Annotated in this window: 22 protein-coding genes and 2 riboswitches; of the genes, 15 read left to right on the top strand and 7 right to left on the bottom strand. The window is 57.3% G+C overall.

The annotated features are described in order from the left end of the window. The first annotated feature begins 44 nt into the window (after positions 1-44). From yegQ to HFD97_RS10305, 7 genes are all read left to right on the top strand, one after another. On the top strand, positions 45-1,424 hold the full coding sequence (gene yegQ / locus HFD97_RS10335; RefSeq protein WP_167431439.1) for a tRNA 5-hydroxyuridine modification protein YegQ: 1,380 nt from the start codon (positions 45-47) through the stop codon (positions 1,422-1,424). Positions 1,425-1,646: 222 nt separating this feature from the next. After that, positions 1,647-2,546 (top strand): lipid kinase YegS, encoded by a 900-nt coding sequence (yegS, locus tag HFD97_RS10330; protein ID WP_167431438.1) that lies wholly within the window; start codon positions 1,647-1,649, stop codon positions 2,544-2,546. A gap of 201 nt (positions 2,547-2,747) precedes the next feature. Then, positions 2,748-3,962 (top strand): D-mannonate dehydratase ManD, encoded by a 1,215-nt coding sequence (manD, locus tag HFD97_RS10325; RefSeq protein ID WP_009089214.1) that lies wholly within the window; start codon positions 2,748-2,750, stop codon positions 3,960-3,962. Between the two features lie 10 nt (positions 3,963-3,972). Further along, positions 3,973-4,983: a Zn-dependent oxidoreductase gene (locus tag HFD97_RS10320; protein WP_167431437.1), complete on the top strand. Its 1,011-nt coding sequence runs from the start codon at positions 3,973-3,975 to the stop codon at positions 4,981-4,983. A gap of 80 nt (positions 4,984-5,063) precedes the next feature. Continuing rightward, positions 5,064-6,347, top strand: a complete 1,284-nt coding sequence (locus HFD97_RS10315) for an MFS transporter (RefSeq protein ID WP_167431436.1) — start codon at positions 5,064-5,066, stop codon at positions 6,345-6,347. 65 nt (positions 6,348-6,412) lie between these two features. Then, a complete protein-coding gene (locus HFD97_RS10310) occupies positions 6,413-7,879 on the top strand; it encodes a mannitol dehydrogenase family protein (RefSeq protein WP_167431435.1) in 1,467 nt (488 codons plus the stop codon). Between the two features lie 100 nt (positions 7,880-7,979). Beyond that, a complete protein-coding gene (locus HFD97_RS10305) occupies positions 7,980-8,666 on the top strand; it encodes a GntR family transcriptional regulator (RefSeq protein ID WP_046102212.1) in 687 nt (228 codons plus the stop codon). A 57-nt stretch (positions 8,667-8,723) separates the two neighbouring features. Here HFD97_RS10305 and thiD read toward each other — a convergent pair whose 3' ends face one another. From thiD to HFD97_RS10285, 4 genes are all read right to left on the bottom strand, one after another. Continuing rightward, entirely contained in the window at positions 8,724-9,524 is an 801-nt protein-coding gene (thiD, locus tag HFD97_RS10300; protein ID WP_167431434.1) for a bifunctional hydroxymethylpyrimidine kinase/phosphomethylpyrimidine kinase, read from the bottom strand. Next, complete coding sequence (gene thiM / locus HFD97_RS10295; protein ID WP_185155347.1) at positions 9,511-10,308, bottom strand: hydroxyethylthiazole kinase; 798 nt, start codon at positions 10,306-10,308, stop codon at positions 9,511-9,513. The genes thiD and thiM overlap by 14 nt, the downstream gene beginning before the upstream one ends. Before the next feature lie 34 nt (positions 10,309-10,342). Then, positions 10,343-10,439: riboswitch (TPP riboswitch) on the bottom strand. Positions 10,440-10,664: 225 nt separating this feature from the next. Then, positions 10,665-10,994 carry a DUF1493 family protein gene (locus HFD97_RS10290; protein WP_167431432.1) on the bottom strand — a complete coding sequence of 110 codons (330 nt, stop codon included), beginning with the start codon at positions 10,992-10,994 and terminating at the stop codon, positions 10,665-10,667. Next, positions 10,988-11,446 carry an STM2901 family protein gene (locus tag HFD97_RS10285; protein WP_167431431.1) on the bottom strand — a complete coding sequence of 153 codons (459 nt, stop codon included), beginning with the start codon at positions 11,444-11,446 and terminating at the stop codon, positions 10,988-10,990. The genes HFD97_RS10290 and HFD97_RS10285 overlap by 7 nt, the downstream gene beginning before the upstream one ends. 178 nt (positions 11,447-11,624) lie before the next feature. After that, a riboswitch (TPP riboswitch) is annotated at positions 11,625-11,721 on the bottom strand. A gap of 304 nt (positions 11,722-12,025) precedes the next feature. Here HFD97_RS10285 and HFD97_RS10280 point away from each other — a divergent pair. Next, entirely contained in the window at positions 12,026-12,223 is a 198-nt protein-coding gene (locus HFD97_RS10280; protein WP_072052741.1) for a hypothetical protein, read from the top strand. 99 nt (positions 12,224-12,322) lie between these two features. Next, positions 12,323-13,282 carry an AEC family transporter gene (locus HFD97_RS10275; RefSeq protein WP_167431430.1) on the top strand — a complete coding sequence of 320 codons (960 nt, stop codon included), beginning with the start codon at positions 12,323-12,325 and terminating at the stop codon, positions 13,280-13,282. 63 nt (positions 13,283-13,345) lie between these two features. On the opposite strand, the gene ahpF is transcribed toward HFD97_RS10275, so the two are convergent. Beyond that, entirely contained in the window at positions 13,346-14,914 is a 1,569-nt protein-coding gene (ahpF, locus tag HFD97_RS10270) for an alkyl hydroperoxide reductase subunit F (protein WP_009089198.1), read from the bottom strand. A 71-nt stretch (positions 14,915-14,985) separates the two neighbouring features. Next, on the bottom strand, positions 14,986-15,549 hold the full coding sequence (gene ahpC / locus HFD97_RS10265) for an alkyl hydroperoxide reductase subunit C (protein ID WP_009089196.1): 564 nt from the start codon (positions 15,547-15,549) through the stop codon (positions 14,986-14,988). A 234-nt stretch (positions 15,550-15,783) separates the two neighbouring features. Between ahpC and HFD97_RS10260 the strand changes: the two genes are divergently transcribed. Next, positions 15,784-16,239, top strand: a complete 456-nt coding sequence (locus HFD97_RS10260; protein WP_150028856.1) for a GNAT family N-acetyltransferase — start codon at positions 15,784-15,786, stop codon at positions 16,237-16,239. Here the strand turns inward: HFD97_RS10260 and apbC are convergent. Next, positions 16,236-17,348: an iron-sulfur cluster carrier protein ApbC gene (gene apbC / locus HFD97_RS10255; RefSeq protein ID WP_009089192.1), complete on the bottom strand. Its 1,113-nt coding sequence runs from the start codon at positions 17,346-17,348 to the stop codon at positions 16,236-16,238. The genes HFD97_RS10260 and apbC overlap by 4 nt on opposite strands. Positions 17,349-17,523: 175 nt before the next feature. Between apbC and metG the strand changes: the two genes are divergently transcribed. The 5 genes from metG to HFD97_RS10230 all read left to right on the top strand — a co-directional run bounded on the left by metG (position 17,524) and on the right by HFD97_RS10230 (position 23,818). Beyond that, a complete protein-coding gene (gene metG / locus HFD97_RS10250; protein ID WP_046102221.1) occupies positions 17,524-19,557 on the top strand; it encodes a methionine--tRNA ligase in 2,034 nt (677 codons plus the stop codon). Positions 19,558-19,763: 206 nt separating this feature from the next. Continuing rightward, positions 19,764-20,156: a CidA/LrgA family protein gene (locus tag HFD97_RS10245; RefSeq protein WP_046102222.1), complete on the top strand. Its 393-nt coding sequence runs from the start codon at positions 19,764-19,766 to the stop codon at positions 20,154-20,156. Further along, positions 20,149-20,841, top strand: coding sequence for a CidB/LrgB family autolysis modulator (locus HFD97_RS10240; RefSeq protein WP_167431429.1), 693 nt, complete (start codon positions 20,149-20,151; stop codon positions 20,839-20,841). Before HFD97_RS10245 ends, HFD97_RS10240 begins: the two co-directional genes overlap by 8 nt. Positions 20,842-20,961: 120 nt before the next feature. Beyond that, a complete protein-coding gene (cdd, locus tag HFD97_RS10235; protein WP_140922987.1) occupies positions 20,962-21,852 on the top strand; it encodes a cytidine deaminase in 891 nt (296 codons plus the stop codon). Positions 21,853-22,120: 268 nt separating this feature from the next. Next, positions 22,121-23,818, top strand: coding sequence for an NAD-dependent malic enzyme (locus HFD97_RS10230; RefSeq protein ID WP_046102224.1), 1,698 nt, complete (start codon positions 22,121-22,123; stop codon positions 23,816-23,818). Positions 23,819-23,924 lie beyond the last annotated feature (106 nt).

The raw sequence follows: 23,924 nt of genomic DNA, 5'->3' as shown, positions 1-23,924 counted from the left end.
TGCCGCCTCTGGCGGCATACTGACCTGACATCAGTGAGAACCCCATGAAACCTGAACTGCTCTCCCCCGCCGGGACGCTGAAAAACATGCGTTACGCCTTCGCCTTTGGTGCCGATGCCGTCTATGCCGGTCAGCCGCGCTACAGCCTGCGGGTGCGTAATAATGAATTTACCCACGAAAATCTCGCGCTGGGCATCAACGAAGCGCACGCGCTGGGCAAAAAATTCTACGTGGTGGTCAACATCGCGCCGCACAACGCCAAGCTGAAAACCTTTATTCGTGACTTAACGCCGGTGGTGGCGATGCAGCCTGATGCGCTGATTATGTCCGATCCGGGTCTGATTATGCTGGTGCGTGAGGCCTTCCCGGCGATGCCGATCCACCTCTCAGTGCAGGCCAATGCGGTCAACTGGGCCACGGTGAAGTTCTGGCAGCAGATGGGGCTGAGCCGGGTGATTCTGTCGCGCGAGCTGTCGCTGGAGGAGATCGCCGAAATCCGTCAGCAGGTGCCGGAGATGGAGCTGGAAGTCTTTGTTCATGGTGCGCTCTGTATGGCCTATTCCGGTCGCTGTCTGCTCTCCGGCTATATGAACAAACGCGATCCGAACCAGGGCACCTGCACCAACGCCTGCCGCTGGGAATACAAAGTGGCGGAAGGCCAGCAGGATGAGGTGGGCAACATTGTCGGCATCCACCAGCCGGTGACGGTGCAGGAGGTGATGCCAGCGCTGGGCATCGGTCAGCCGACCGACAAGGTGTTCCTGCTGGAAGAGAAGATGAAACCTGGCGAAGTGATGAGCGCGTTCGAAGATGAGCACGGCACCTATATCATGAACTCGCGGGATCTGCGTGCGGTGGCACATGTGGAGCGGCTCAGCGAGATGGGCGTCCATTCGCTGAAGATTGAGGGGCGCACCAAGTCCTACTACTACTGCGCGCGCACCGCCCAGGTGTATCGCCGCGCGATTGACGATGCCGCCGCGGGAAAACCCTTTGATGCGTCACTGCTGCTCACCCTGGAGGGTCTGGCACATCGCGGTTATACCGAAGGCTTTCTGCGTCGTCACACTCACGACAGCTACCAGAACTATGAGCAGGGCTTTTCCGTCTCCGATCGTCAGCAGTTTGTGGGCGAGTTTACTGGCGAACGCCGGGGCGAATGGGCCGAAGTGGCAGTAAAAAATAAGTTCATGCTGCACGACAGCGTGGAGATCATGACGCCCGACGGCAACCTGCAGTGCCAGCTCGATGCGCTGCAGGACAGCCGTGGCGAACCCGCCGACGTGGCACCGGGTGACGGTCATCGCGTCTGGCTGCGGGTGCCTGAGGCGGTGGATCTGCACTTTGCGCTGCTGCTCCGTAACTTCGATCACGGCGAAGATACCCGGGCGCCTCATAATCGTTTACCAACGGAAACAAATTGATGAAATCAGAACAGGATCACAGACCCCTGCGCCGGGCTGCTTTATAGTCCCGCCTGCTGCTAACGAGTAACAACAAACGGCAGATTTACCAGGAACCACCTCATTTACCCGCCCGGCTCCCCCGTGCGGGTTTTCTTTTTTCATGCTTTCGCCAATAATCTGGTGCTGGAAGCTGTGTTATACCTTCCCCCTCCTACTCTGTAGATCATCAAGGAACGCACAATGGACAATAAACCGCTTACGCTGCTCATCCTGAATGGGAAAGGCGCCGGTAATGACGATCTGCGCGATGCTATCACGACCCTGCGGGAAGAAGGCTTTGAGATTGCGGTGCGCGTCACCTTTGAGAAAGGCGACGGCGATCGCTATGTCAAAGAGGCGATTACGCTGCGGGCTGCTACCGTCGTTGCCGGTGGCGGCGATGGCACCATCAACGAAGTTGCGACGGCGCTGGCGGCTTCGGAAGCGGAACATCGCCCGGTGCTGGGCATTCTGCCGCTGGGCACCGCCAACGACTTTGCCACCAGCGTCGGCATCCCGGAAGAGATGGAGCCGGCACTGCGGCTGGCGATTCAGGGCAAAGCGAGTGCCATCGATCTGGCCCGGGTCAACCAGAGTCACTACTTCATTAATATGGCGACTGGCGGCTTCGGCACCCGGATCACCACAGAAACCCCGGAAAAGCTGAAATCGGCGCTGGGGGGTGTCTCCTACTTTATTCACGGCCTGATGCGCATGGACACGCTGAAACCCGATACCTGTGAGATCAGCGGTCCCGATTTTGCCTGGCAGGGTGATGCGCTGGTGATCGGCATCGGAAACGGGCGTCAGGCAGGCGGCGGACAGCGACTGTGTCCCTCTGCCCTGATTGACGACGGGCGGCTTGATGTCAGCATCGTCACCGCGCAGGAGCTGCTGCCGACCCTGTTCCATTCCCTGACCGGCGATGATGACAATCCCGGCATCGTCACCACGCAGCTGAAATCGCTGACGATCCGCTCGCCTCATGAGATGACCTTTAACCTGGATGGTGAACCGCTCTCCGGACGCGAATTTGTGATTGAGGTAATGGCAGGCGCGCTAAGCTGCCGTCTGCCTCCGCAGTGTGCCTTACTCTCCTGATGCTGAGGGGGCAGTGCCCCCTTTTTGTTTCTCCCTCCCCTCCTGATGTTACCTTTATTAACATACGCCCCTGTTTTCACACGCTTTTTCTGGCAATAAAAACAGCATGTGACTGGCTTCACAACTCTTTCCTTTTAACTTGTATGGTAGTATTAATGCGCGTACGTTTTCATCATCGAAGGCTGACTCAAGGCAAACAGGATGAAGATTGTAAAGGCAGAAGTATTTGTAACCTGCGCAGGCAGAAACTTTGTCACCGTCAAAATCACCACCGATCAGGGTCTGACCGGCATTGGTGATGCAACCCTCAATGGCCGGGAACTGCCGGTCGCCTCCTACCTGAAAGATCATGTCTGCCCGCAGCTGATCGGCCGCGATGCGCATCAGATCGAAGACATCTGGCAATACTTCTACAAAGGGGCCTACTGGCGTCGTGGCCCGGTCACCATGTCTGCGATCTCGGCGGTCGATATGGCTCTGTGGGATATCAAAGGCAAAGCGGCCAACATGCCGGTTTATCAGCTGCTGGGCGGCGCCTCCCGCACGGGCGTGATGGTCTATTGCCACACCACCGGTCACTCCATCGATGAAGTGATGGATGACTACGCGAAGCACAAAGAGCTGGGCTTTAAGGCGATTCGCGCCCAGTGCGGCGTTCCGGGCATGAAGACCACCTACGGCATGGCGAAAGGGAAAGGACTGGCCTATGAACCGGCGACCAAAGGTAACTGGCCGGAAGAGCAGCTCTGGTCAACGGAAAAATACCTCGATTTCACCCCGAAACTGTTCGCCGCGATCCGCGATAAGTTCGGTTTCGATGAGCATCTGCTGCATGACATGCATCATCGTCTGACGCCGATTGAAGCGGCGCGCTTTGGCAAAAGCGTGGAAGATTATCGTCTGTTCTGGATGGAAGATCCGACGCCGGCTGAGAATCAGGAATGCTTCCGCCTGATTCGCCAGCACACCGTCACACCGATTGCGGTGGGCGAAGTGTTCAACAGCATCTGGGATTGTAAGCAGCTGATTGAAGAGCAACTGATCGACTATATCCGCACGACCATTACCCACGCGGGCGGCATTACCGGCATGCGGCGTATCGCTGATTTTGCATCGCTCTATCAGGTGCGCACCGGCTCACACGGCCCCTCTGACCTCTCCCCGATCTGCATGGCCGCGGCGCTGCACTTCGACCTCTGGGTGCCCAATTTCGGCGTGCAGGAATATATGGGCTTCTCTGAGCAGATGATGGAGCTGTTTGACGCCAGCTGGACCTTTGACCAGGGCTATATGCATCCTGGCGACAAGCCGGGCCTCGGCATCGACTTCAACGAAAAACTGGCGGCGAAATATCCCTATGAACCCGCCTATCTGCCGGTCGCCCGTCTTGAAGATGGCACCCTCTGGAACTGGTAAGGAGACCGTTATGAAAAGCGTTGTGATTGAAGAACCGGGCAGGCTGGTCGTCGCTGAACGTCCCCTGCCGCAGCCTGCGCCAGGGGAAGTCCGGGTGAAGGTGGCCTATGCCAGCATCTGCGGCTCTGATGTGCATATCTGGCATGGCCATAATCCCTTTGCGAAATACCCGCGGGTGATTGGTCACGAATTTTTCGGCGTGATCGATGCGGTCGGTGACGGTGTTGATACTGGCCGACTGGGTGAACGCGTTGCCGTCGATCCGGTGGTGAGCTGCGGCAGCTGCTATCCCTGCTCGGTGGGCCGCCCCAACGTCTGCACCACGCTGCAGGTGACGGGCGTGCATCGTGACGGCGGTTTCAGTGAGTATGCGCTGACACCGGCAAACAATGCCTGGCGCCTGCCGGACACCATTCCCGGCCAGCTCGCCAGTCTGGTCGAGCCGTTTACCATCGCGGCCAATATCACGGCCTTTCTCAGGCCGCAGCCGGACGACGTGGCGCTGATTTATGGTGCTGGCCCGATGGGACTGACCGCGATTCAGGTGCTGAAAGGCGTCTATAAGGTGAAAAAGATGATGGTGGTGGATCGGCTGCCGGAACGTCTGGCGCTGGCTGAACAGAGTGGTGCCGACCAGCTGTTCGACAACAGCGCGATCCCGCTGGCAGCGCAGCTGGAGGGCGTGCAGCCCACGCTGATTATTGATGCGGCCTGCCATCCCGCCATTCTGGCGGAAGCCGTCGCACTCGCCTCACCGGCGGCGCGTATCGGCCTGCTCGGCTTCTCCGGTGAACCCTGCAGCCTGACCCAGCAGAGCCTGACCAGTAAAGAGCTGTCGCTGTTTACCTCACGTCTGAACAGCAACCGCTTTCCGCAGGTGATCGACTGGATAGAAAAAGGGTTAATCCAGCCGGAAAAACTGGTCACACACACTTTCCCCCTGCAGGAGATTGAGCGCGCGATGACCCTGTTCGAAAAAGATCCGCGCACCTGCTGCAAAGTGATCCTGCAGATGGGGTAATGCGTTGCTGAACACCAGGTGTCCTGAGCCAGCGTTCGCGCTGGCACACTTAAAAAGAGAAAACAGATCACGGAGTTTTTATGTTCAAGAATCTGCGCTGGACCCTCGTTTTACTGCTGTTTCTGGTTTACATGATCAATTACCTCGATCGTGTCGCGCTCTCCCTGACGGTTCCGCTGGTTGAAAAAGATCTGGCAATCAATGCAGAGCAGTTCGGCATGATTTTCGGCAGCTTTTTCTTTGGCTACGCCCTGTTCAACTTTGTCGGCGGCCTCGCCACCGACCGCTTTGGCCCTAAGATTGTGCTGGCCGTAGCGGTGGCCGCGTGGTCCATCTTCTGTGGTATGACCGCGCTGGCCTCCGGCTTCTGGTCGCTGCTGATCCTGCGCGTGCTGTTCGGCATGGCAGAAGGCCCCATCTGCTCCTCCGCTAACAAAGCGATTAACGGCTGGTTCCCGAAAAAACAGGCCGCAACGGCCATGGGCTTACTGAGTGCCGGGTCGCCGCTGGGCGGTGCCGTCGCCGGTCCGATTATTGGCTATCTGGCCCTGGCTTACGGCTGGCGTCCGGCGTTTGTGATTGTCTGCTGCATCGGGCTGGTCTGGATGACATTCTGGCTCTTCTTCGCGGCGGACAATCCGGCGAAGAGCAAGCGCGTCACTGAAGAAGAGCGGCTGCTGATCGAACGCCTCAAGGCGACCAGCCCGAACGATGAGGTAGACCTGTCAGAAACGGCTCATCCGTTTGGTTACTACCTGCGCCAGCCGATTATCCTGGTCACGGCATTTGCCTTCTTCTGCTACAACTACATCCTGTTCTTCTTCCTGAGCTGGTTCCCGGCCTATCTGGTGCAGGCACACGGCCTGGATATTAAATCGATGAGTATCACCACCATGATCCCGTGGATCGTTGGTTTCGTCGGCCTGGCGCTGGGCGGCTGGATCTCCGATAAAATCTTTAACATCACCGGCAAGCTGTTGTTGTCACGCAAAATTGTGCTGGTGGTCTCACTGCTGGCCGCGGCAATTTGCGTGGCGCTGGCGGGTACGATAAAAGAGGTCGTGCCTGCCGTGATTATGATGTCGGTATCGATTTTCTTTCTCTACATCACCGGCGCGATCTACTGGGCCATCATTCAGGATGTGGTACATAAGAGTCGCATCGGCAGCATCAGCGGCTTCATCCATCTGACAGGCAGCCTCTCCGGCATCATCGGGCCGATTGTCACCGGCTTTATTGTTCAGCACACCGGCAAATTCGACAGCGCCTTCGTGCTGGCCGGTTGTGTCGCCGCGCTGGGCGCCTTCCTGGTCTTGTTTGTGATTCGCAGTCCGAAAACCCAGGACAAACCGGTTTCGGTCTGAGTGTTGTTCCGCTAACAGAACGCTGACTGGGGCGCTGAGCGCCCCGCTTTTCAAAAGGACGGATTATGTTACAGATTGATCGCCTGCCTGCTGAGGTTAAACGCCCCTCCTACGACCGCAGCAAACTGAAGACACGCATGGTACACATCGGTTTTGGTGCCTTTCACCGCGCACATCAGGCGATGTGCAGCGACAGGCTGGCCGAAGAACAGGGCAGCGACTGGGGCTACTGTGAGGTCAATCTCATGAACAGCACCGGACTGATTACGGCGCTGCGCCAGCAGGACCTGCTCTACACCCTCACTGAGCTGGCGGATGGGTCTCAGCAGACCCGGGTGATCGGCGTCATCACCAGTGCCCTGAAAGGCGACAAAGACGGTATCGAAGCTGTGATCAACGCCATGAGCCAGCCGGATATCGCCATCGTCTCCATGACCGTGACCGAAAAGGGTTACTGCCATCTGCCCGCCAGCGGCAATTTAAACAGCGATCATCCTGATATCGTCCATGACCTGCAGAATCCGCAAGCCCCCCGCACGGTGCCCGGTGTGATTCTGGCGGCGATCCGCCGTCGCCGCGAGCAGGGATTACCGCCCTTCACCGTGATGTCCTGCGACAACATGCCGGAGAATGGGCATGTGACCCGCAATGTAGTGACCCAGCTGGCGGAGCGTCAGGATCCTGCGCTGGCAGAGTACATTCAGCAGCACATCACCTTCCCCTCCACCATGGTGGACCGCATCGTTCCGGCCATGACCGACACCGCACTGGCCGCGCTGTACAAGCGTCTGGGATGTGAAGATCCGGTCGCGATTGAAGCAGAACCCTTCTTTCAGTGGGTGATAGAAGATAACTTCGTTAATGGTCGCCCGGCGTGGGAGAAAGCGGGTGCGGAACTGGTCAGTGATGTACTGCCCTATGAAGAGATGAAACTGCGCATGCTGAATGGCAGTCACTCTTTCCTGGCCTACCTCGGCTTTCTGGCGGGGTATGAGTACATCAGCGACTGTGTGGCCGATCCCCATTTCCGCGCCGCCGCCCGTTCACTGATGATTGATGAACAGGCCCCGACGCTGCGCACCCAGAGCGTGGATCTGAATGCCTATGCCGATTCGCTGATCGCCCGCTATGAAAACCGTGCGATTAAACATCGCACAGGGCAGATCGCCACTGACGGCACACAAAAACTGCCGCAGCGCCTGCTCGACAGTCTGCGCTGGCACCTGCAGCGTGGCAGCCGCTGCGACCTGCTGCTGCTTGGCGTCGCGGGCTGGATGCGCTATGTGGGCGGCGTTGATGAACAGGGCCAGCCGATTGAGATCCGTGATCCGATGCAGAAAAAACTGGCGGAGTGTGTTGCCGCCAGCGAAGAGGGTGAAGCGCGCGTGCGGGCGCTGCTCGCCCTGCGCGAAGTGTTTGGCGATGATTTGCTGCAGAACGACGACGTGGTCGCCCGACTGACGGCCTGGTATCAGCAACTGACCAGCCAGGGCGCGCGTGCCACAGTGCATCAGTGCCTGAATCGCGGCTGAAGGCGGGACAATAAAGCGCTGGCGCAGACGCAGCGTGCTGATTAGACTGACACTTTGCCAACGCGCTGGCGTCTGCCAGCCGTAATAGGGATATTGCTGCATGTCGAGCGCCTATACCATTACCACCAGCGAACCGGTTAATCAGCAGATTTACCGTTATCTGCGCAAAGATATTGTCACCTGCGCGATTCAGCCAGGTTCGCTGCTCTCTGAAAAAGAGGTCTCCGCACGCTTCAGCGTCTCACGTCAGCCGGTGCGCGAAGCGTTTATCAAGCTGGCGGAAGCCGGACTGGTACAGGTATTGCCGCAGCGCGGCACGTTCGTGCGTAAAATCTCCGCTAAGCGGGTTGCGGATGGCCGTTTTATCCGTGAGGCGGTGGAAGTGTCGGTGGTTCGTCGTGCCGCGCTGGAGATTGGTGATTCGGCGCTGATGACGCTGGAGCACAATCTGCAACTGCAGCGGATGGCGGCGGAGCGGCATGACAGCCAGGCGTTCCTCACGCTTGACGATGAGTTTCATCGTCTGATCGCGGAAAGCATTGACTGCAAGCTGGCCTGGGAAACGGTCGAGAATATCAAAGCGACGATGGATCGGGTGCGCTTCCTGACGCTGAGTGAAGTCTCACCGCCGGAAAAGGTCATTGAGCAGCATGAAGAGATTTATGCCGCGCTGAAACAGCACGATGCCGATGCCGCCGAAGCGGCCATGCGTCATCACCTGCAGGAGATGATCTTCTCCATCACCCCGATTGCTGAGCGCAACAGCGCCTGGTTTGAAGCCCCCTGAATCCCTCGCGAGGGTTCCCGCCTCGCCTGATTATCCGGGCGAGACGGGCAGTCTCTCTTACCACCATTGATGAAAATGGTGAACCGGCCCGATGCCCTTGCCGACCTCCAGCGAATCCGCCTGCATCAGCGCCTGCTGCAGCCAGTTTTTCGCTTCCTCAATCGTCGTCTCCCATCCGCCATGACGCGGACGCAAGGCGGCCAGTGCCGCCGACAGTGTGCAGCCGGTGCCATGCGTATGACGGGTCTTCACGCGCGTTGTACTGAACCGCTGCTCTGCCGATGGCGTAATCAGCCAGTCGGGACTCTCCGCCGCTGTAAGATGCCCTCCTTTCATCAGCACAGCCTGACAGCCCAGCGCCAGCAACGCCCGCCCCTGTTCGCGCATCTCTGTCTCATCGGTGGCAATGGCGCAACCCAGCAGGGCCGCTGCCTCTGGCAGGTTCGGAGTGATCAGCGAAACCTGCGGCAGCAACCGCTCACGAACGCTGGCAACGGCGTCCGGTGAGAGCAGCGCATCACCACTTTTCGCCACCATCACGGTATCCAGTACCACAAAAGGGATCGCCGCCTGCTTCAGCCGCGCCGCCACCTGCTCCACGATAGCCGTTTCTGACAGCATGCCGATTTTCGCGCTGTCGATACGCACGTCATTCAGCACAGAATCGAGCTGGGCGGCGACAAAGTCCGGTTCGATGCGATAAACAGCCTGCACGCCCTGCGTATTTTGTGCCACCAGCGCAGTGATGACGCTGGTGCCGTAAGCGCCCAGCGCCGAGAACGTTTTCAGATCGGCCTGGATGCCTGCGCCACCACTGGGGTCGGTGCCGGCAATGGTCAGGGCATTAATGCGTTTCATGATCGCCCTCCAGGGTCCAGAGTGCATCCAGAAAAGCCGTAGCAAAGCTGCCCGGCCCATTCGCCTGCCCCGCAGCCTTTTCACCGGCTGTCGCCATCACCTGACAGGCCGCGGCAATATTCAGCAGGCCATCGCCGGGCAGCGCGCTGAACCCGGCCACCACCGCCGAGAGCGCACAGCCGGTTCCCACGACCCGCGTCAGCATGGGAGAGCCGCCACGAATGGCAAAAGTGCGCTGACCATCGGTTGCGTAGTCCACTTCACCGGTGACGATGACCCGCGTGTTCCACTCTTTCGCCAGCTGCCGCGCCGCGTCGAGCGCCGCATCTGCCGGGTGCAGCGTATCCACGCCGCGTCCGCCACTGGCCTGCTGCGCCAGCGCCAGAATCTCTGACGCATTGCCGCGTATCACCGCCGGTTGCTGACTTAATAATTGCTGGCAGAAGTCGCTGCGCAGCGTCAGGGCACCGACAGCGACCGGATCGAGCGTCCAGGGCGTGCCCGCCTCCCGCGCCGCGTTAACCGCTGCCTGCATCGCCCGCTGACGCTCGCGCGTCAGCGTCCCGACGTTAATCAGCAGGGCATCCGCAAAGCCGCTGAACTGTGCCGCTTCGTCAGCATCGATCACCATCGCGGGTGACGCATTGAGTGCCAGCAGGACGTTGGCGGTAAAGTTCTGCACCACGTCATTCGTCATGCAGTGCACCAGCGGTGACTGACGGCGAAAGGTGTGCAGAAGGTGCGCGAACTGCGCGGCAGAAAGGTGTTGAGATGGCTGTATCATCGTAGCTCCCAACCGGCGGACAAGAAGGCGAATGCGGTCAGGCATCAGACTTCCCTACGCTGGCATTATCCAGATCAGGTAATACGGGTATTTCTCAGCCTTCACAAAGAAGGGCACCCCGAGTCATGAAGAGTGAATCTCTATACTTTTTGCAAGATTAGGGGAAGTTACTCGCAGACGCAAGCGCGCCCTTCCGGTTACCACTTCTTCGCACGGTACCCCAGCTTTACCCCACCACCGAAAAGAAAAAAGAGCCGTTAAGCTCCTTTGTGATATACCCCACGCCCACCGGAATTCACTTTTGTGTTCTGCTTATACCTGCGCTGAAGTGAAGAAAAGGGAGGCGTTTTATCCTCCTATTCGTACAACCATCTTCCAGCTTTAGCTGACTGGATAAACATATTAATGGTGAAGTCTGGTACATCAACAGGCTCAGGCTTTTTAAACGGGTTCCATGAGAAATTCACCTCGGGGTAGTAGGCTTCGAGATGGAAATCCGACATATCAACGTTAAACTCTTTCGAATACTCTTCCACCAACTCTTCAACATCATCCAGATCAAGCTGCACATCAAAATGAATATTCGATTCTGGCGTGTAAGTATCGTGTTTCTTTTTTCTGAACAGGTAAGTACCACTACGGATAGTGAACATCTCGATCACACGTTTCTCGATATCATCTACCATAACTTATCATCACCTCGGACAATGGTGTTGTATTCAGTGATCGAGTAGTAGATGATCTGCGACATATCAGCTACAAGAATCACCTCACCTAATAGAGGAATTGTTCGCCCTACCCACGTTCCAATCTTCCTCACCATCCTTCGCTTTACAGTCCATGGAGTATAACCGCCAATCCACGTAGGCATCTCCAAACCAAACGGGAACATTCTGTTTCCAAATACCCGCCGTACACCTTTCGATAGTCTGGAGGTGCCAGGGATAGCCGTACCCGGTTTAGTCCGTGTAGTCTGGTCATTCATACCAGCATAGAGCGCATAGACAGCAGCGATATCCTTGATACCGAACTGATCAGCAGTATTGAAAACAAACACCATAAAAAAGAGTTCGGTGGCGGTAAGGTTTGAACGCCCCGCATAAAAGTATGTTCCATTCACTTCCTCAACCGTGTCCATGTCTCAATCCTTATGACCCTGCATGTATTGCAATCACAACGGCTGATTTATATACCGCTGAATGAATCGTTACTGCGCCTTTTTTAAGGTGTGCAGAAGTGATTTTACCTCATGAAAAAACCCTTTATGTACCGTAAGTGCATTACGTATGGACAATAAGAGAGTCAATCTCATAATAAGCAGGCTGAACACAGATGCCTACGCTGGCATTATCCAGAGCAGGTAATACGGGTACTTCTCAGCCTTCACAATGAAGGGCACCCCAGTCGAATTACGGTTTGCAGCATAGGCAAGCTGTCCTCTGAAAGCAGGCAACAGCCGCCAGCGAAATGACCGGAACGGAACCTTACGCATGATCCCGATCAACGTTCCATAGTGCAAAAAAAGGCTTAATGCTGCGGGCCTCAGGGATACCTCTTAAGAGGTACTCCTGCTGTCAGGCCTGATGGGTCCTGGCCATCGCTCGGACTCTGACCATTTCATAATAATTAACCTGCGCGAAACACCGTTGTAAAAAACACTTTATTTCATGGAGTTATCGACTCCTGAAGCGGAACTTCATACTACTCAGGATGTATGATGCGATTGTCAGCGCTTATTCCTCACCGCCATCGATGGCAGGATGTTCAGATCGAACGTCAGGGTGCCATCGCCCCTAATGGCCGGCATTACCTTTCCACCTATATTTCAGCCCGTTGTGCGGGCTGCGGCGAAACCATCCATCGTGTTTATTACCGGGACATCAGTGACCAGCAGGCGCGTCGCTGGTTAGGCTGACAGCCCGCCCGACGGCCGGTTCCAAAGCAGGGAGGAGTTAACAGTTAGTTAGCGATTTGTTAGTCTGGTAACTATCCATGATTTACCCAGACGCCTCTTATGCCACTGCTGTTTGAAAGCCTGAGCCATCAGATTTACCTGTCAGCCCCGCTGTTTATCCTGATCCTGCTGGGATATGGTCTGACACGCTTCGGAAAATGGCCTGCCAGCATCAGCGAAGGCATGAACCGCTTTGTGTTTAACGTTGCGCTGCCCTGCATGCTGTTTCGGGTGATGAGTACCTTCTCGCAAAGCCCGCCGGTGGATGCTCGCCTGCTGCTGGCCTTTTTTGGCAGTTGCCTGCTGGTGTTTATCGTGGGACGCCTGCTGGCGACACGGCTGTTTCAGCTTGACGGCGTGGCCGCCTCGGTCTTTGCGCTGGGGGGGATCTTCTCCAACAACGTGATGCTGGGGATCCCGGTGGCTACCGTCCTGCTCGGGCCAGAAGCGCTGCCACCGGTGGCGCTGGTGCTGGTGTTTAACAGCCTCATCCTCTGGACCCTGCTGACCGTTTCGGTCGAGTGGGCAAAACAGGGCAGCTTTTCCCTGACAGGTCTCTGGCGCACCCTGATCGGCGTGCTGAAGAATCCGCTCATCGTCGGCATTCTCAGCGGCACGGCCTGGAGCTTTCTGCAGCGCCCCTTGCCGCAGATCGCCGCTGAACCGCTGCGGATGCTGGCCTCGCTGGCGGCCCCCCTGTCGCTGGTCACGCTGGGCATGAGCCTGGCACATTATCGGGTGCGGGATGGCTTAAAAGAGAGTTATACGATCTGTCTGCTGAAGCTGGTTCTGCAACCGATGACGGTATGGGCTATCGCGTGGCTGACCGGTCTACCCCCGCTGGAGAGTAAAGTGGTGGTGTTACTGGGGTCGATGGCGGTCGGGGTTAACGTCTATCTGATGTCGCAGAAATTCAATGTCATTACCGGCCCGGCGGCGGCCAGTATGCTTTTCTCTACGGTGTTTGCGGCTGTGACGACGCCGGTATGGATGATGCTGATGACGCTGGCGGGCTATTAACAGGCGAATAAAAAAAGCCCCTCAGCACAGGGGCTGAAGGGCTTATTGCCTGGCTGATTAAACTTACTCAGCCGTTTTGGTACGGATCAGATAGTCAAAAGCACTCAGTGACGCTTTCGCACCTTCGCCGCTGGCAATGATGATCTGCTTGTACGGCACGGTGGTGCAGTCGCCTGCTGCGAAGACGCCTTTCAGGCTGGTTTCGCATTTCGCATCGATGATGATTTCGCCCATTTTGTTGCGCTCAACCGCGCCTTCCAGCCATGGGGTGTTCGGCAACAGACCGATCTGGACAAAGATACCGGAGAGCGGCAGCTCATGGGTGGTCTGCGTCGTACGATCAATGTAGTGCAGGCCGGTCACTTTGCTGCCGTCGCCTTTCACTTCCGTGGTCTGCGCGTTCAGGATCACATCAACGTTCTTCAGGCTGCGCAGTTTATCCTGCAGCACGCGGTCAGCACGCATCTCACCAGCAAACTCCAGCAGCGTCACGTGTTCCACGATACCGGCCAGATCAATTGCCGCTTCCACGCCAGAGTTACCGCCGCCGATGACCGCGGTGCGCTTGCCTTTAAACAGCGGGCCATCACAGTGCGGGCAGTAGGTAACACCTTTGGTGCGATACTCTTCTTCACCCGGCACGCCCATGTTACGCCAGCGTGCGCCGGTCGCCAGGATGATGCTGCGTGATTTCAGTACGGCGCCAGAGGCGGTTTCGATGGCGTGCAGTCCGCCCTCTTTCGCCGCCGGGATCAGTTTAATGGCGCTCTGGCTGTCGATGACATCCACATTGTAATCATCAACGTGTGCACGCAGTGAACCCGCCAGTTTTGCACCTTCGGTTTTAGGTACAGAGATATAGTTTTCGATATCGACCGTATCCAGCACCTGCCCGCCGAAACGCTCGCCCATCAGGCCGGTACGGATACCTTTACGCGCGGAGTAGATGGCTGCTGCTGCGCCCGCCGGGCCGCTGCCGATAATCAGAACTTCATACGCGTCACGCTTGTTCAGCTCTTCCGCTGCGCGTTTGTCCGCGTTGGTATCCACTTTGCTGACGATTTCCGCCAGGCTCATGCGACCCTGACCAAACTCTTTACCGTTAAGGTAAACCGCTGGCACGCCCATCACGTTGCGTTCCTGAATCTCATTCTGGAACAGGCCACCGTCGATTGCGGTGTGGCTGATGCGCGGGTTAATCACCGCCATCAGGTTCAGCGCCTGCACCACATCAGGACAGTTGTGGCAGGAGAGTGAATAGTAGGTCTCGAAATGGAGATCGCTGTCCAGCTCAGCAACCTGATCCAGCAGGCTCTGTGCTTCTTTAGACGGATGCCCACCGGTCTGTAACAGTGCCAGCACCAGTGAGGTGAATTCGTGGCCCAGAGGTGAACCGGCAAAACGCGGGCCGCTGTTCGAACCTGGGTTAGTGATCAGAAACGAGGGCTTACGCACCTGACGATCGTTCTCTTCGCGGAAGCTGACTTTGTCAGACAAACCGGCGATATCAACCAACAGTTCACGAATCTCGGTTGATTTTGCCCCCTCATCCAGGGTGGCGATCAACTCAACAGGTTTGGTTAATTTCTCAAGGTAAGCCTTGAGCTGCGTTTTCAAATTTGTGTCGAGCATAGTGATATCCTGGTCAAAAAATCGGGTGCCGTGGCACCCGATTGGAGAATGGTCGAAAGGCCGAAGCGGGATTAGATTTTGCCAACCAGGTCCAGAGATGGAGCCAGCGTTGCATCACCTTCTTTCCATTTCGCCGGGCAGACTTCACCTGGGTGAGAAGCAACGTACTGAGCCGCTTTCACTTTGCGCAGCAGGTCAGAGGCGTCACGGCCAATGCCTTCAGCGGTGATTTCGATAGCCTGGATAACGCCTTCCGGGTCAACGATGAAAGTACCACGGTCAGCCAGACCTTCTGCTTCACGCATGATTTCGAAGTTGCGGGTCAGCGCGCCAGTCGGGTCGCCGATCATCGCATACTGGATCTTCGCGATGGTGTCAGAAGAACCGTGCCAGGCTTTGTGGGTAAAGTGGGTGTCGGTAGAAACAGAGTAGATATCTACGCCCAGTTTCTGGAACTCTTCGTAGTGATCAGCCACGTCACCCAGCTCGGTCGGGCAGACGAAGGTGAAGTCAGCAGGATAGAAGAAGAACACACTCCATTTACCTTCAACGTCTTTCTCGGTTACGTCGATGAATTCGCCGTTTTTGAATGCTGCGTTTTTGAACGGCTTGATTTTGGTATTGATAATAGACATCTGTGGCCTCCGTTAAAATATGTGATGCAGGTTACATAATTTTCGGGCCAACATCTAATATGCAGACGTTATCAATCTGATTAACGAAAGCTATCAAACGCTGAGAGCCTGATGCTCTCTGGCCCGCCGGGCAGTGTACAGCGATTTTCATGACATTAAACCCGCTTTGTCTTTCCCCCTCTCTTCCCGAATCGCTGCTAGTTTTGTAAGACCGGATAAAAAGGGAGCAGAGCTGTGGAGATACGTCCGTTTACTGAAGCCGATCGTCCTTTCCTGCGAACGCTGTTTCTGGCGGCGCGTCGGCATAACTGGCGCTGGCTGGATGGCAGCGAGTGGCAGCTTGAAGATTTTGATGGGGTGATCCTGGGGGAGACGGTGCTGGTCGCCGAGGCTGAGGGGCAGCGCGTCGGATTTGCCGGACTGCTGGAGAACGACAATTTTCTGCACAGTCTCTATGTCGATCCCGACTGGCAGGGGCGCGGCGCGGGCAGTGCCCTGCTGGAGGCGGTCCAGGCGCGCTTCACCTCAACCGGGGCGCTGAAGTGTCTGCAGATGAACAAAGCAGCCCAGGCGTTTTACCTGAAACATGGCTGGAAGATGATTTCGGAAGGTGAAGGGGAGCATGGCGGCTACGTGCTGATGCACTACCCGCTGGCCTCGGCCTATGCCAGCGGGTCGGGTCGGGCTTAGAGTGCGCGGAAGGCGATCTCGCCAGGGATCACCTCACCCTGCCAGTAGAGCTGGGCGGCGACGCGTCCGGCCAGCTGGCGATAAAGCGCGGTAAAATCGCTGTCGGGCCGGCGGATCACCGTCGGTTCGCCTTCATCGAGATCTTCGCGCAGGTCGATGTGCAGCGGCAGCTGGGCCAGCAGCTGCGTCTGGTAATCCTCAACCAGTTTCTGCGCCCCGCCGGTGCCGAAAATCGGCTCGTGATAGCCGCACTGACTGCAGATATGCAGGCTCATATTTTCCACCACGCCCAGCACCGGAACATTGACCTTCTCAAACATCACCAGCCCTTTGCGGGCATCAATCAGGGCAATATCCTGCGGCGTGGTGACCACCAGCGCCCCGGTGACCGGCACGTTCTGCGCCAGCGTGAGCTGAATGTCGCCGGTACCCGGAGGCATATCGAGCACCAGATAATCCAGTTCCGGCCAGAGCGTCTCGTTCAGCAGCTGCATCAGCGCTTTACTGGCCATCGGGCCGCGCCACACCATCGCGTTATCATCGGTGACCAGATAGCCAATCGAGTTCGTTGCCAGCCCGTGCGCCATAATCGGGGCCATATGGGTGCCATCCGGCGAAGTCGGCCGCTGGTCCTGCGTGCCGAGCATGTTCGGCACTGACGGGCCATAGATGTCGGCGTCGAGGATCCCGACGCGCGCGCCTTCGGCGGCCAGTGCCAGCGCCATATTCACGGCAGTGCTCGATTTGCCGACGCCCCCTTTGCCGGAGCTGACCGCGATGATATTTTTTACACCGTTCACGCCCGGCTGATTTTTCACCCGCTTCAGGGTGGCAATATCATGACTGAGCCGCCAGTCGATCGCACGCGCGCCGGTCTGGCGCAGCAGTTCGGCGCTGACCTGCTCTTTCAGGGCGTCGAACCCGCTGGCCCAGGCAAAAGGCATCATCACTTCAATGTGCAGCGTACCGTCAAGCTGCGCCACATGATGCAGCGCCTTCAGCGCGGTCAGGTTCTGGTGCAGGGTCGGATGCTCAAAGCGTTTCAGTACGCCAGCCACAATGGCGCGCAGCCCTTCTGGCGTATGCGGTTCCCGGGATTGTGCTGTCATCCCTCACTCCTTATTTCTGCTCTGCTTACGCTGTTTTCAGCGAGGTAACCTCAATGATATCAGAAGCACATGGATTCGCGGCGACTGGCGGGATGAATCCCTTGTGTTTACGCAGGAGAAGCCTTCAGTTACCATCTAAGCCCGTTTTTTCAATCAACAGAAAGCTACGCAAACTATGACTCAAGTCGCTAAAAAAATTCTGGTAACGTGCGCCCTGCCCTACGCGAACGGATCAATCCATCTCGGCCACATGCTCGAGCATATCCAGGCAGACATTTGGGTGCGTTATCAGCGAATGCGTGGCAATCAGGTTTATTTCATCTGCGCCGACGATGCGCACGGTACTCCTATCATGCTGAAAGCGCAGCAGCTGGGGATTGCACCGGAGCAGATGATTGCAGAAATGAAACAGGAGCATGAAACGGACTTTGCCGGTTTCAATATCAGCTATGACAACTATCACTCAACGCATGGCGACGAAAACCGTGAGCTGGCCGGGCTGATCTACGGTCGCCTGAAAGAGAACGGTTTCATCAAGAACCGCACGATTTCGCAGCTGTATGACCCGGAAAAAGGGATGTTCCTGCCGGATCGCTTTGTGAAAGGCACCTGCCCGAAATGTAAGTCACCTGACCAGTATGGCGACAACTGCGAAGTCTGCAGCGCGACCTACAGCCCGACAGAGCTGATCGATCCGAAATCCGTGGTGTCCGGTGCGACGCCGGTGCTGCGTGATTCCGAACACTTCTTCTTTGATCTGCCCTCCTTCAGCGAGATGCTGCGTGCCTGGACCCGTTCTGGCGCACTGCAGGATCAGGTTGCGAACAAAATGCAGGAGTGGTTTGAGTCGGGCCTGCAGCAGTGGGATATCTCCCGCGATGCGCCTTACTTCGGCTTTGAAATTCCGGGTGCGCCGGGCAAATATTTCTACGTCTGGCTGGATGCGCCTATCGGCTATATGGGCTCGTTCAAAAACCTGTGCGATAAGCGCGGCGACATCGACTTCGACGAGTTCTGGCGTAAAGACTCCACTACCGAGCTGTACCACTTCATCGGTAAAGATATCGTCTATTTCCACAGCCTGTTCTGGCCCGCGATGCTGGAAGGCAGCAACTTCCGCAAGCCAAACAACCTGTTTGTGCACGGCTATGTCACCGTTAACGGTGCAAAAATGTCGAAGTCGCGTGGCACCTTTATTAAGGCCAGCACCTGGCTGCAGCATCTGGATGCCGACAGCCTGCGCTATTACTATGCGGCGAAACTCTCTTCACGCATCGACGATATCGACCTGAACATGGAAGATTTTGTTCAGCGCGTAAACGCCGACATTGTCAATAAAGTGGTTAACCTGGCGTCACGTAACGCGGGCTTTATCACCAAACGCTTTGACGGCAAGCTAGCGGCTGAGCTGGCCGATCCGGCTCTTTATCAGACATTCGTGGATGCCTCAGAGAAGATTGGTGAAGCCTGGGCCAGCCGTGAGTTCAGCCGTGCGATTCGTGAGATCATGGCGCTGGCCGATCTGGCTAACCGCTATGTCGATGAGCAGGCACCGTGGGTGGTGGCGAAGCAGGAAGGCCGCGATGCCGACCTGCAGGCTATCTGCTCAATGGGGATTAACCTGTTCCGCATCCTGATGACCTGGCTGAAGCCGGTGCTGCCTTCCCTGAGCGCACGCGCCGAAGATTTCCTGAAGTGCGAGCTGAGCTGGGATGCTATCGCCCAGCCGCTGCTGGATCACCAGGTCGCGCCGTTTAAAGCGCTCTACAGCCGCATTGAAATGGCGAAGGTTGAGGGACTGATTGCGGCCTCAAAAGAGGATGCCGCTGCCGCAGCTGCACCGGCCGCAAGCGGTCCGCTGGCAGAGTCACCTGTCGGTGAGCCCATCACCATCGACGATTTCGCCAAAGTGGATATGCGCGTGGCGCTGATTGAGCAGGCGGAACTGGTTGAGGGCTCAGACAAGCTGCTGCGTCTGCAACTTGACCTGGGCGGGGAAAAGCGTCAGATCTTCTCCGGCATCCGCGCCGCTTATCCTGATCCGTCAGTGCTGGTCGGTAAAATGACCATCATCGTCGCCAACCTCGCACCACGTAAGATGCGCTTCGGCATCTCTGAAGGCATGGTGCTGTCAGCAGGACCGGGCGGCAAAGATCTCTTCGTGCTCTCCGTGGATAGCGGTGCGGTACCGGGTATGCCGGTTAAGTAACCCGCTGCTGACGGAATCCGTTCCGGACTGAAACCCTTTGCGCCTCTGCGGGTGCGAAGGGTTTTTTTATATCGGTCAAGCACGCTCTCTTCCTGCACAGGTGAACGCAGCCTCCTCTCCTGCCGCTTTCCGGCGCATAAATGTGATCGCTAGCACGCTAAGCGGTTAATGCGTATGATGAAGCTCAGTAAAAACAGGAGCCTGCCATGCTCACCGTGCTGTCTGTCTGCGGGCGCTATCTGCGCGCCTTTATCATCATTTATCTCTGCCTGTATGCCGGAATCGGCATCGCCTCGCTGCTGCCCATTACCCTGCCCGGCAGCATTATCGGCATGTTAATTCTGTTTGCCCTGCTCGCGTCGCAAATCCTGCCGGTAAGCTGGGTGAAACCGGGCTGTCATCTGCTGATTCGCTATATGGCCCTGCTGTTTGTGCCGATCAGCGTCGGGGTGATGAGCTACACCGATGTGCTGACCGCGCAGTTTGGCCCTATCGTGATCTCCTGTGTCGTCAGTACCCTGCTGGTGCTCTCGATTGTCGGCGTGAGCGCCCACAAGCTGCACAGCCGGAAGCCGGCCGGGGAGTCGGGCGATGAGTGAAATCTGGTGGTCACTGCCGCTGACGCTGGCGGCCTTTTTCCTGGCACGCAAACTGGCAATACGGCTGAAGCTCCCGCTGCTCAATCCGCTGCTGGTCGCGATGGCGATAATTATTCCGATACTGCTGCTGTTGCAGCTGCCCTACTCGCGCTATTTCGCCGGCAGCCAGATTCTTAATCAGCTGCTGCAACCGGCGGTAGTGGCGCTGGCACTGCCGCTCTATGAACAGATCCATCAGATTCGCGCCCGCTGGAAATCCATTATCGGCGTCTGCTTTATCGGCAGCCTGACCGCCATGACCTCGGGCACGGCCATTGCGCTCTGGCTGGGAGCGACGCCCGAAATTGCGGCCACTATCGTGCCGAAATCGGTGACCACACCGATTGCCATGGCCGTCTCCGGTTCATTGCACGGTATTCCGGCCATCAGCGCCATCTGTGTGCTGATCGCCGGGGTGCTGGGTGCGGTCTTCGGTCATATGGTGCTGAACCTGCTCGGCGTGAAGTCTAAAGCCGCACGCGGTCTGGCGATTGGCAATGCGTCACATGCACTCGGCACGGCGCGTGCAGCCGAGCTCGATTTTCAGGAGGGCGCCTTCAGCTCGCTGGCCCTAGTGATCTGCGGCATCATCACCTCACTGCTGGCCCCCTTTATTTTTCCGCTGCTGCTGCACTGGTTTGGCTAAAACTTTGCGAGAGATCTCGCAAAGTTGAAACATCCAACACAGGTTACATTGTCAGAGCGACCTGGATCACATATAAACCCGTGACCGGCACGTCGCCCTGCTGAATTTAATGAGGCTCTCATGCAATCCCGTTTCCTCTCCGCTTTTGAGGCATTGCCATCAACGCTGCAAACGGCGCTGGCTCCCCTGCTGGACGATCCTGACTTTGAGGCGCGACTGAGCGCCAGCCAGGTCGCTGCACTGCAGCAACAGACGCAGATGGATGCCGATACGCTGGCGCTGGCGCTGCTGCCCCTGGCAGCGGCCTGCGCTGTCGCCACCGTCTCCCACTTCAACGTCGGCGCGATTGCCCGTGGCGTCAGCGGTGCCTGGTACTTCGGGGCCAACATGGAGTTTGTCGGCGCCCCCCTGCAGCAGACGGTTCACGCCGAGCAGAGCGCGATTACCCACGCCTGGCTGTGCGGCGAGCCGCAGCTGGAGAGCATCACCGTCAACTACACGCCGTGCGGTCACTGCCGCCAGTTTATGAACGAGCTGAACAGCGGCACCGCTATTCGTATCAGCCTGCCGCAGCGCGCAGTGAGTACCCTGGCTGACTATCTGCCGGATGCATTTGGCCCGCGCGACCTCGACATCAGCACTTTCCTGATGGACCACGTTGACCACGGCTACGTCGCTGCGGGTGACGAACTGGTGCAGGCTGCCGTTGCCGCCGCCAATGCCAGTCACGCCCCCTACAGCCAGTCGCACGCCGGGGTTGCGCTGCTGACCGTGAGCGGTTCGATTGTCACCGGCCGCTATGCGGAAAACGCCGCGTTTAATCCCAGCTTCCCGCCCCTTCAGGCGGCGCTGGTGCGGCTGAACATGCAGGGCGGCGATGTCCGTCAGATAAAAAGAGCGGTATTAGCGGAAGCAGAAAATGCCACGCTGAGCCAGTTTGCCGCCACGCAAGCCACGCTGCAGACATTTGGCTGCAGTGAGCTGCTGCATGTGACGCTGAACAAAGCATAACCGGCTGTCAGAAAGGCCACAGTTTTGTGAGCTTTTATGAACAAACGCTGTACTTCTGCGGGAAATTTCATAGGATCTGGCGCCAGAATTCACGTCATGACAAATTACTCTGAATAATTCAGGTTGCAGGATGGCAGCACGGTCGTGAATTTTCCCGCAGCGGTGACCCTGCCGCTACAGGCCTGCAGTCTGAGCTATAACGGGTAAGAAAACTGGCGCTACCTTTCCGGCGTGACGCCAGACAACACTGCAACCGGAGCATCACCGCATGGAACTCGACTACGAAAGTAAACGCCCGCTTTATATCCCATATGCTGGCCCGATTTTGCTTGAATTTCCCCTGCTGAACAAAGGCAGCGCCTTTACCCTCGAAGAACGTAACGAATTTAACCTCAATGGTCTGCTGCCTGAAGCGGTGGAGTCGATTGAAGAGCAGGCAAAGCGCGCCTGGCGTCAGTTCCAGGACTTCAAAAACAATAACGATAAGCACGTCTACCTGCGAAACATCCAGGACACGAACGAAACGCTGTTCTACCGCCTGCTGGATAACCATCTCGAAGAGATGATGCCCATCATCTACACCCCGACCGTCGGCGCAGCCTGTGAACACTTCTCTGAAATCTACCGTCGTGCGCGTGGCGTTTTCATCTCCTACCCGAACCGCGATCGCATCGAAGATATGCTGCAGAACGCCACCAAACAGAATGTGAAGGTGATTGTGGTGACCGATGGCGAGCGTATCCTGGGTCTGGGCGACCAGGGCATCGGTGGAATGGGGATTCCGATTGGTAAGCTTTCACTCTATACCGCCTGCGGCGGCATCAGCCCGGCTTACACCCTGCCGGTCGTGCTGGATGTCGGCACCAATAACCAGCAGCTGCTGAACGACCCGCTCTATATGGGCTGGCGTCATCCGCGCATCACCGGCGAAGAGTATGACGCTTTCGTCAATGAGTTCATTCAGGCCGTTAAGCGCCGCTGGCCGAAGGTGCTGTTGCAGTTCGAAGATTTCGCCCAGAAGAACGCGATGCCGCTGCTGAACCGCTATCGCGAAGAGGTCTGCTGCTTTAATGATGATATCCAGGGCACTGCTGCCGTCACCGTCGGCACGCTGATCGCCGCCAGCCGCGCAGCCGGCAGCCGTCTGTGCGAGCAGAAAGTGGTCTTCCTGGGAGCCGGTTCCGCGGGTTGTGGTATCGCTGAGCAGATCATCGCGCAGATGAAATCTGAAGGTCTGAGCGACGACGAAGCGCGTAGCCGGGTGATGATGGTGGATCGCTTTGGTCTGCTCACTGACAAACTGCCTAACCTGCTCGATTTCCAGAGCAAGCTGGTGCAGAAGAGCGAAAACCTGCAGAACTGGGATGTCGCCAGCGACGCAATCTCGCTGCTGGACGTAGTGCGCAATGCCCAGCCCGATATCCTGATTGGTGTCTCCGGTCAGCCGGGTCTGTTCACCGAAGAGATCATCCGTGAGATGCACAAGCACTGTAAGCGCCCTATCGTGATGCCACTGTCGAACCCGACATCACGCGTGGAAGCGACGCCAGCCGATATCATCGCCTGGACTGACGGTGCAGCACTGGTCGCCACCGGCAGCCCGTTCTCCCCAGTAAGCTGGAACGGTAAAACCTATCCGATCGCGCAGTGCAACAACTCCTACATTTTCCCGGGAATTGGTCTGGGTGTGATTGCCTCAGGCGCCAGCCGCGTCACCGACAGCATGCTGATGACCGCCAGCCGCGCACTGGCTGACTGCTCTCCGCTGGTCAACGAAGGCGAAGGCCCGGTACTGCCTGAGATCAAAGATATTCAGGGCGTGTCGAAGATCATTGCGATGGAAGTGGGCAAAGCCGCTCAGCTGGCGGGCGTTGCCGTGGTGACCTCAGAAGATGTGTTGTCACAGGCTATTGCCAACAACTTCTGGCTGCCGCAGTACCGTCACTATCGCCGTACCTCGATTTAATCCTCAGCCTGCCGGACCTGATGGGGTCCGGCAGTGTTCAAAAAGCGCACAGCCAGCCGGCAGTAACTTGCTTCGCTGCGACGCCTCAAGTAGCCTTGTGCCATCT

The organism is Pantoea sp. EKM103V, from assembly GCF_011800365.1.
Classification (GTDB): Bacteria; Pseudomonadota; Gammaproteobacteria; order Enterobacterales; family Enterobacteriaceae; genus Pantoea; species Pantoea anthophila.
This window is presented reverse-complemented; position numbering and strand designations above follow the sequence as displayed.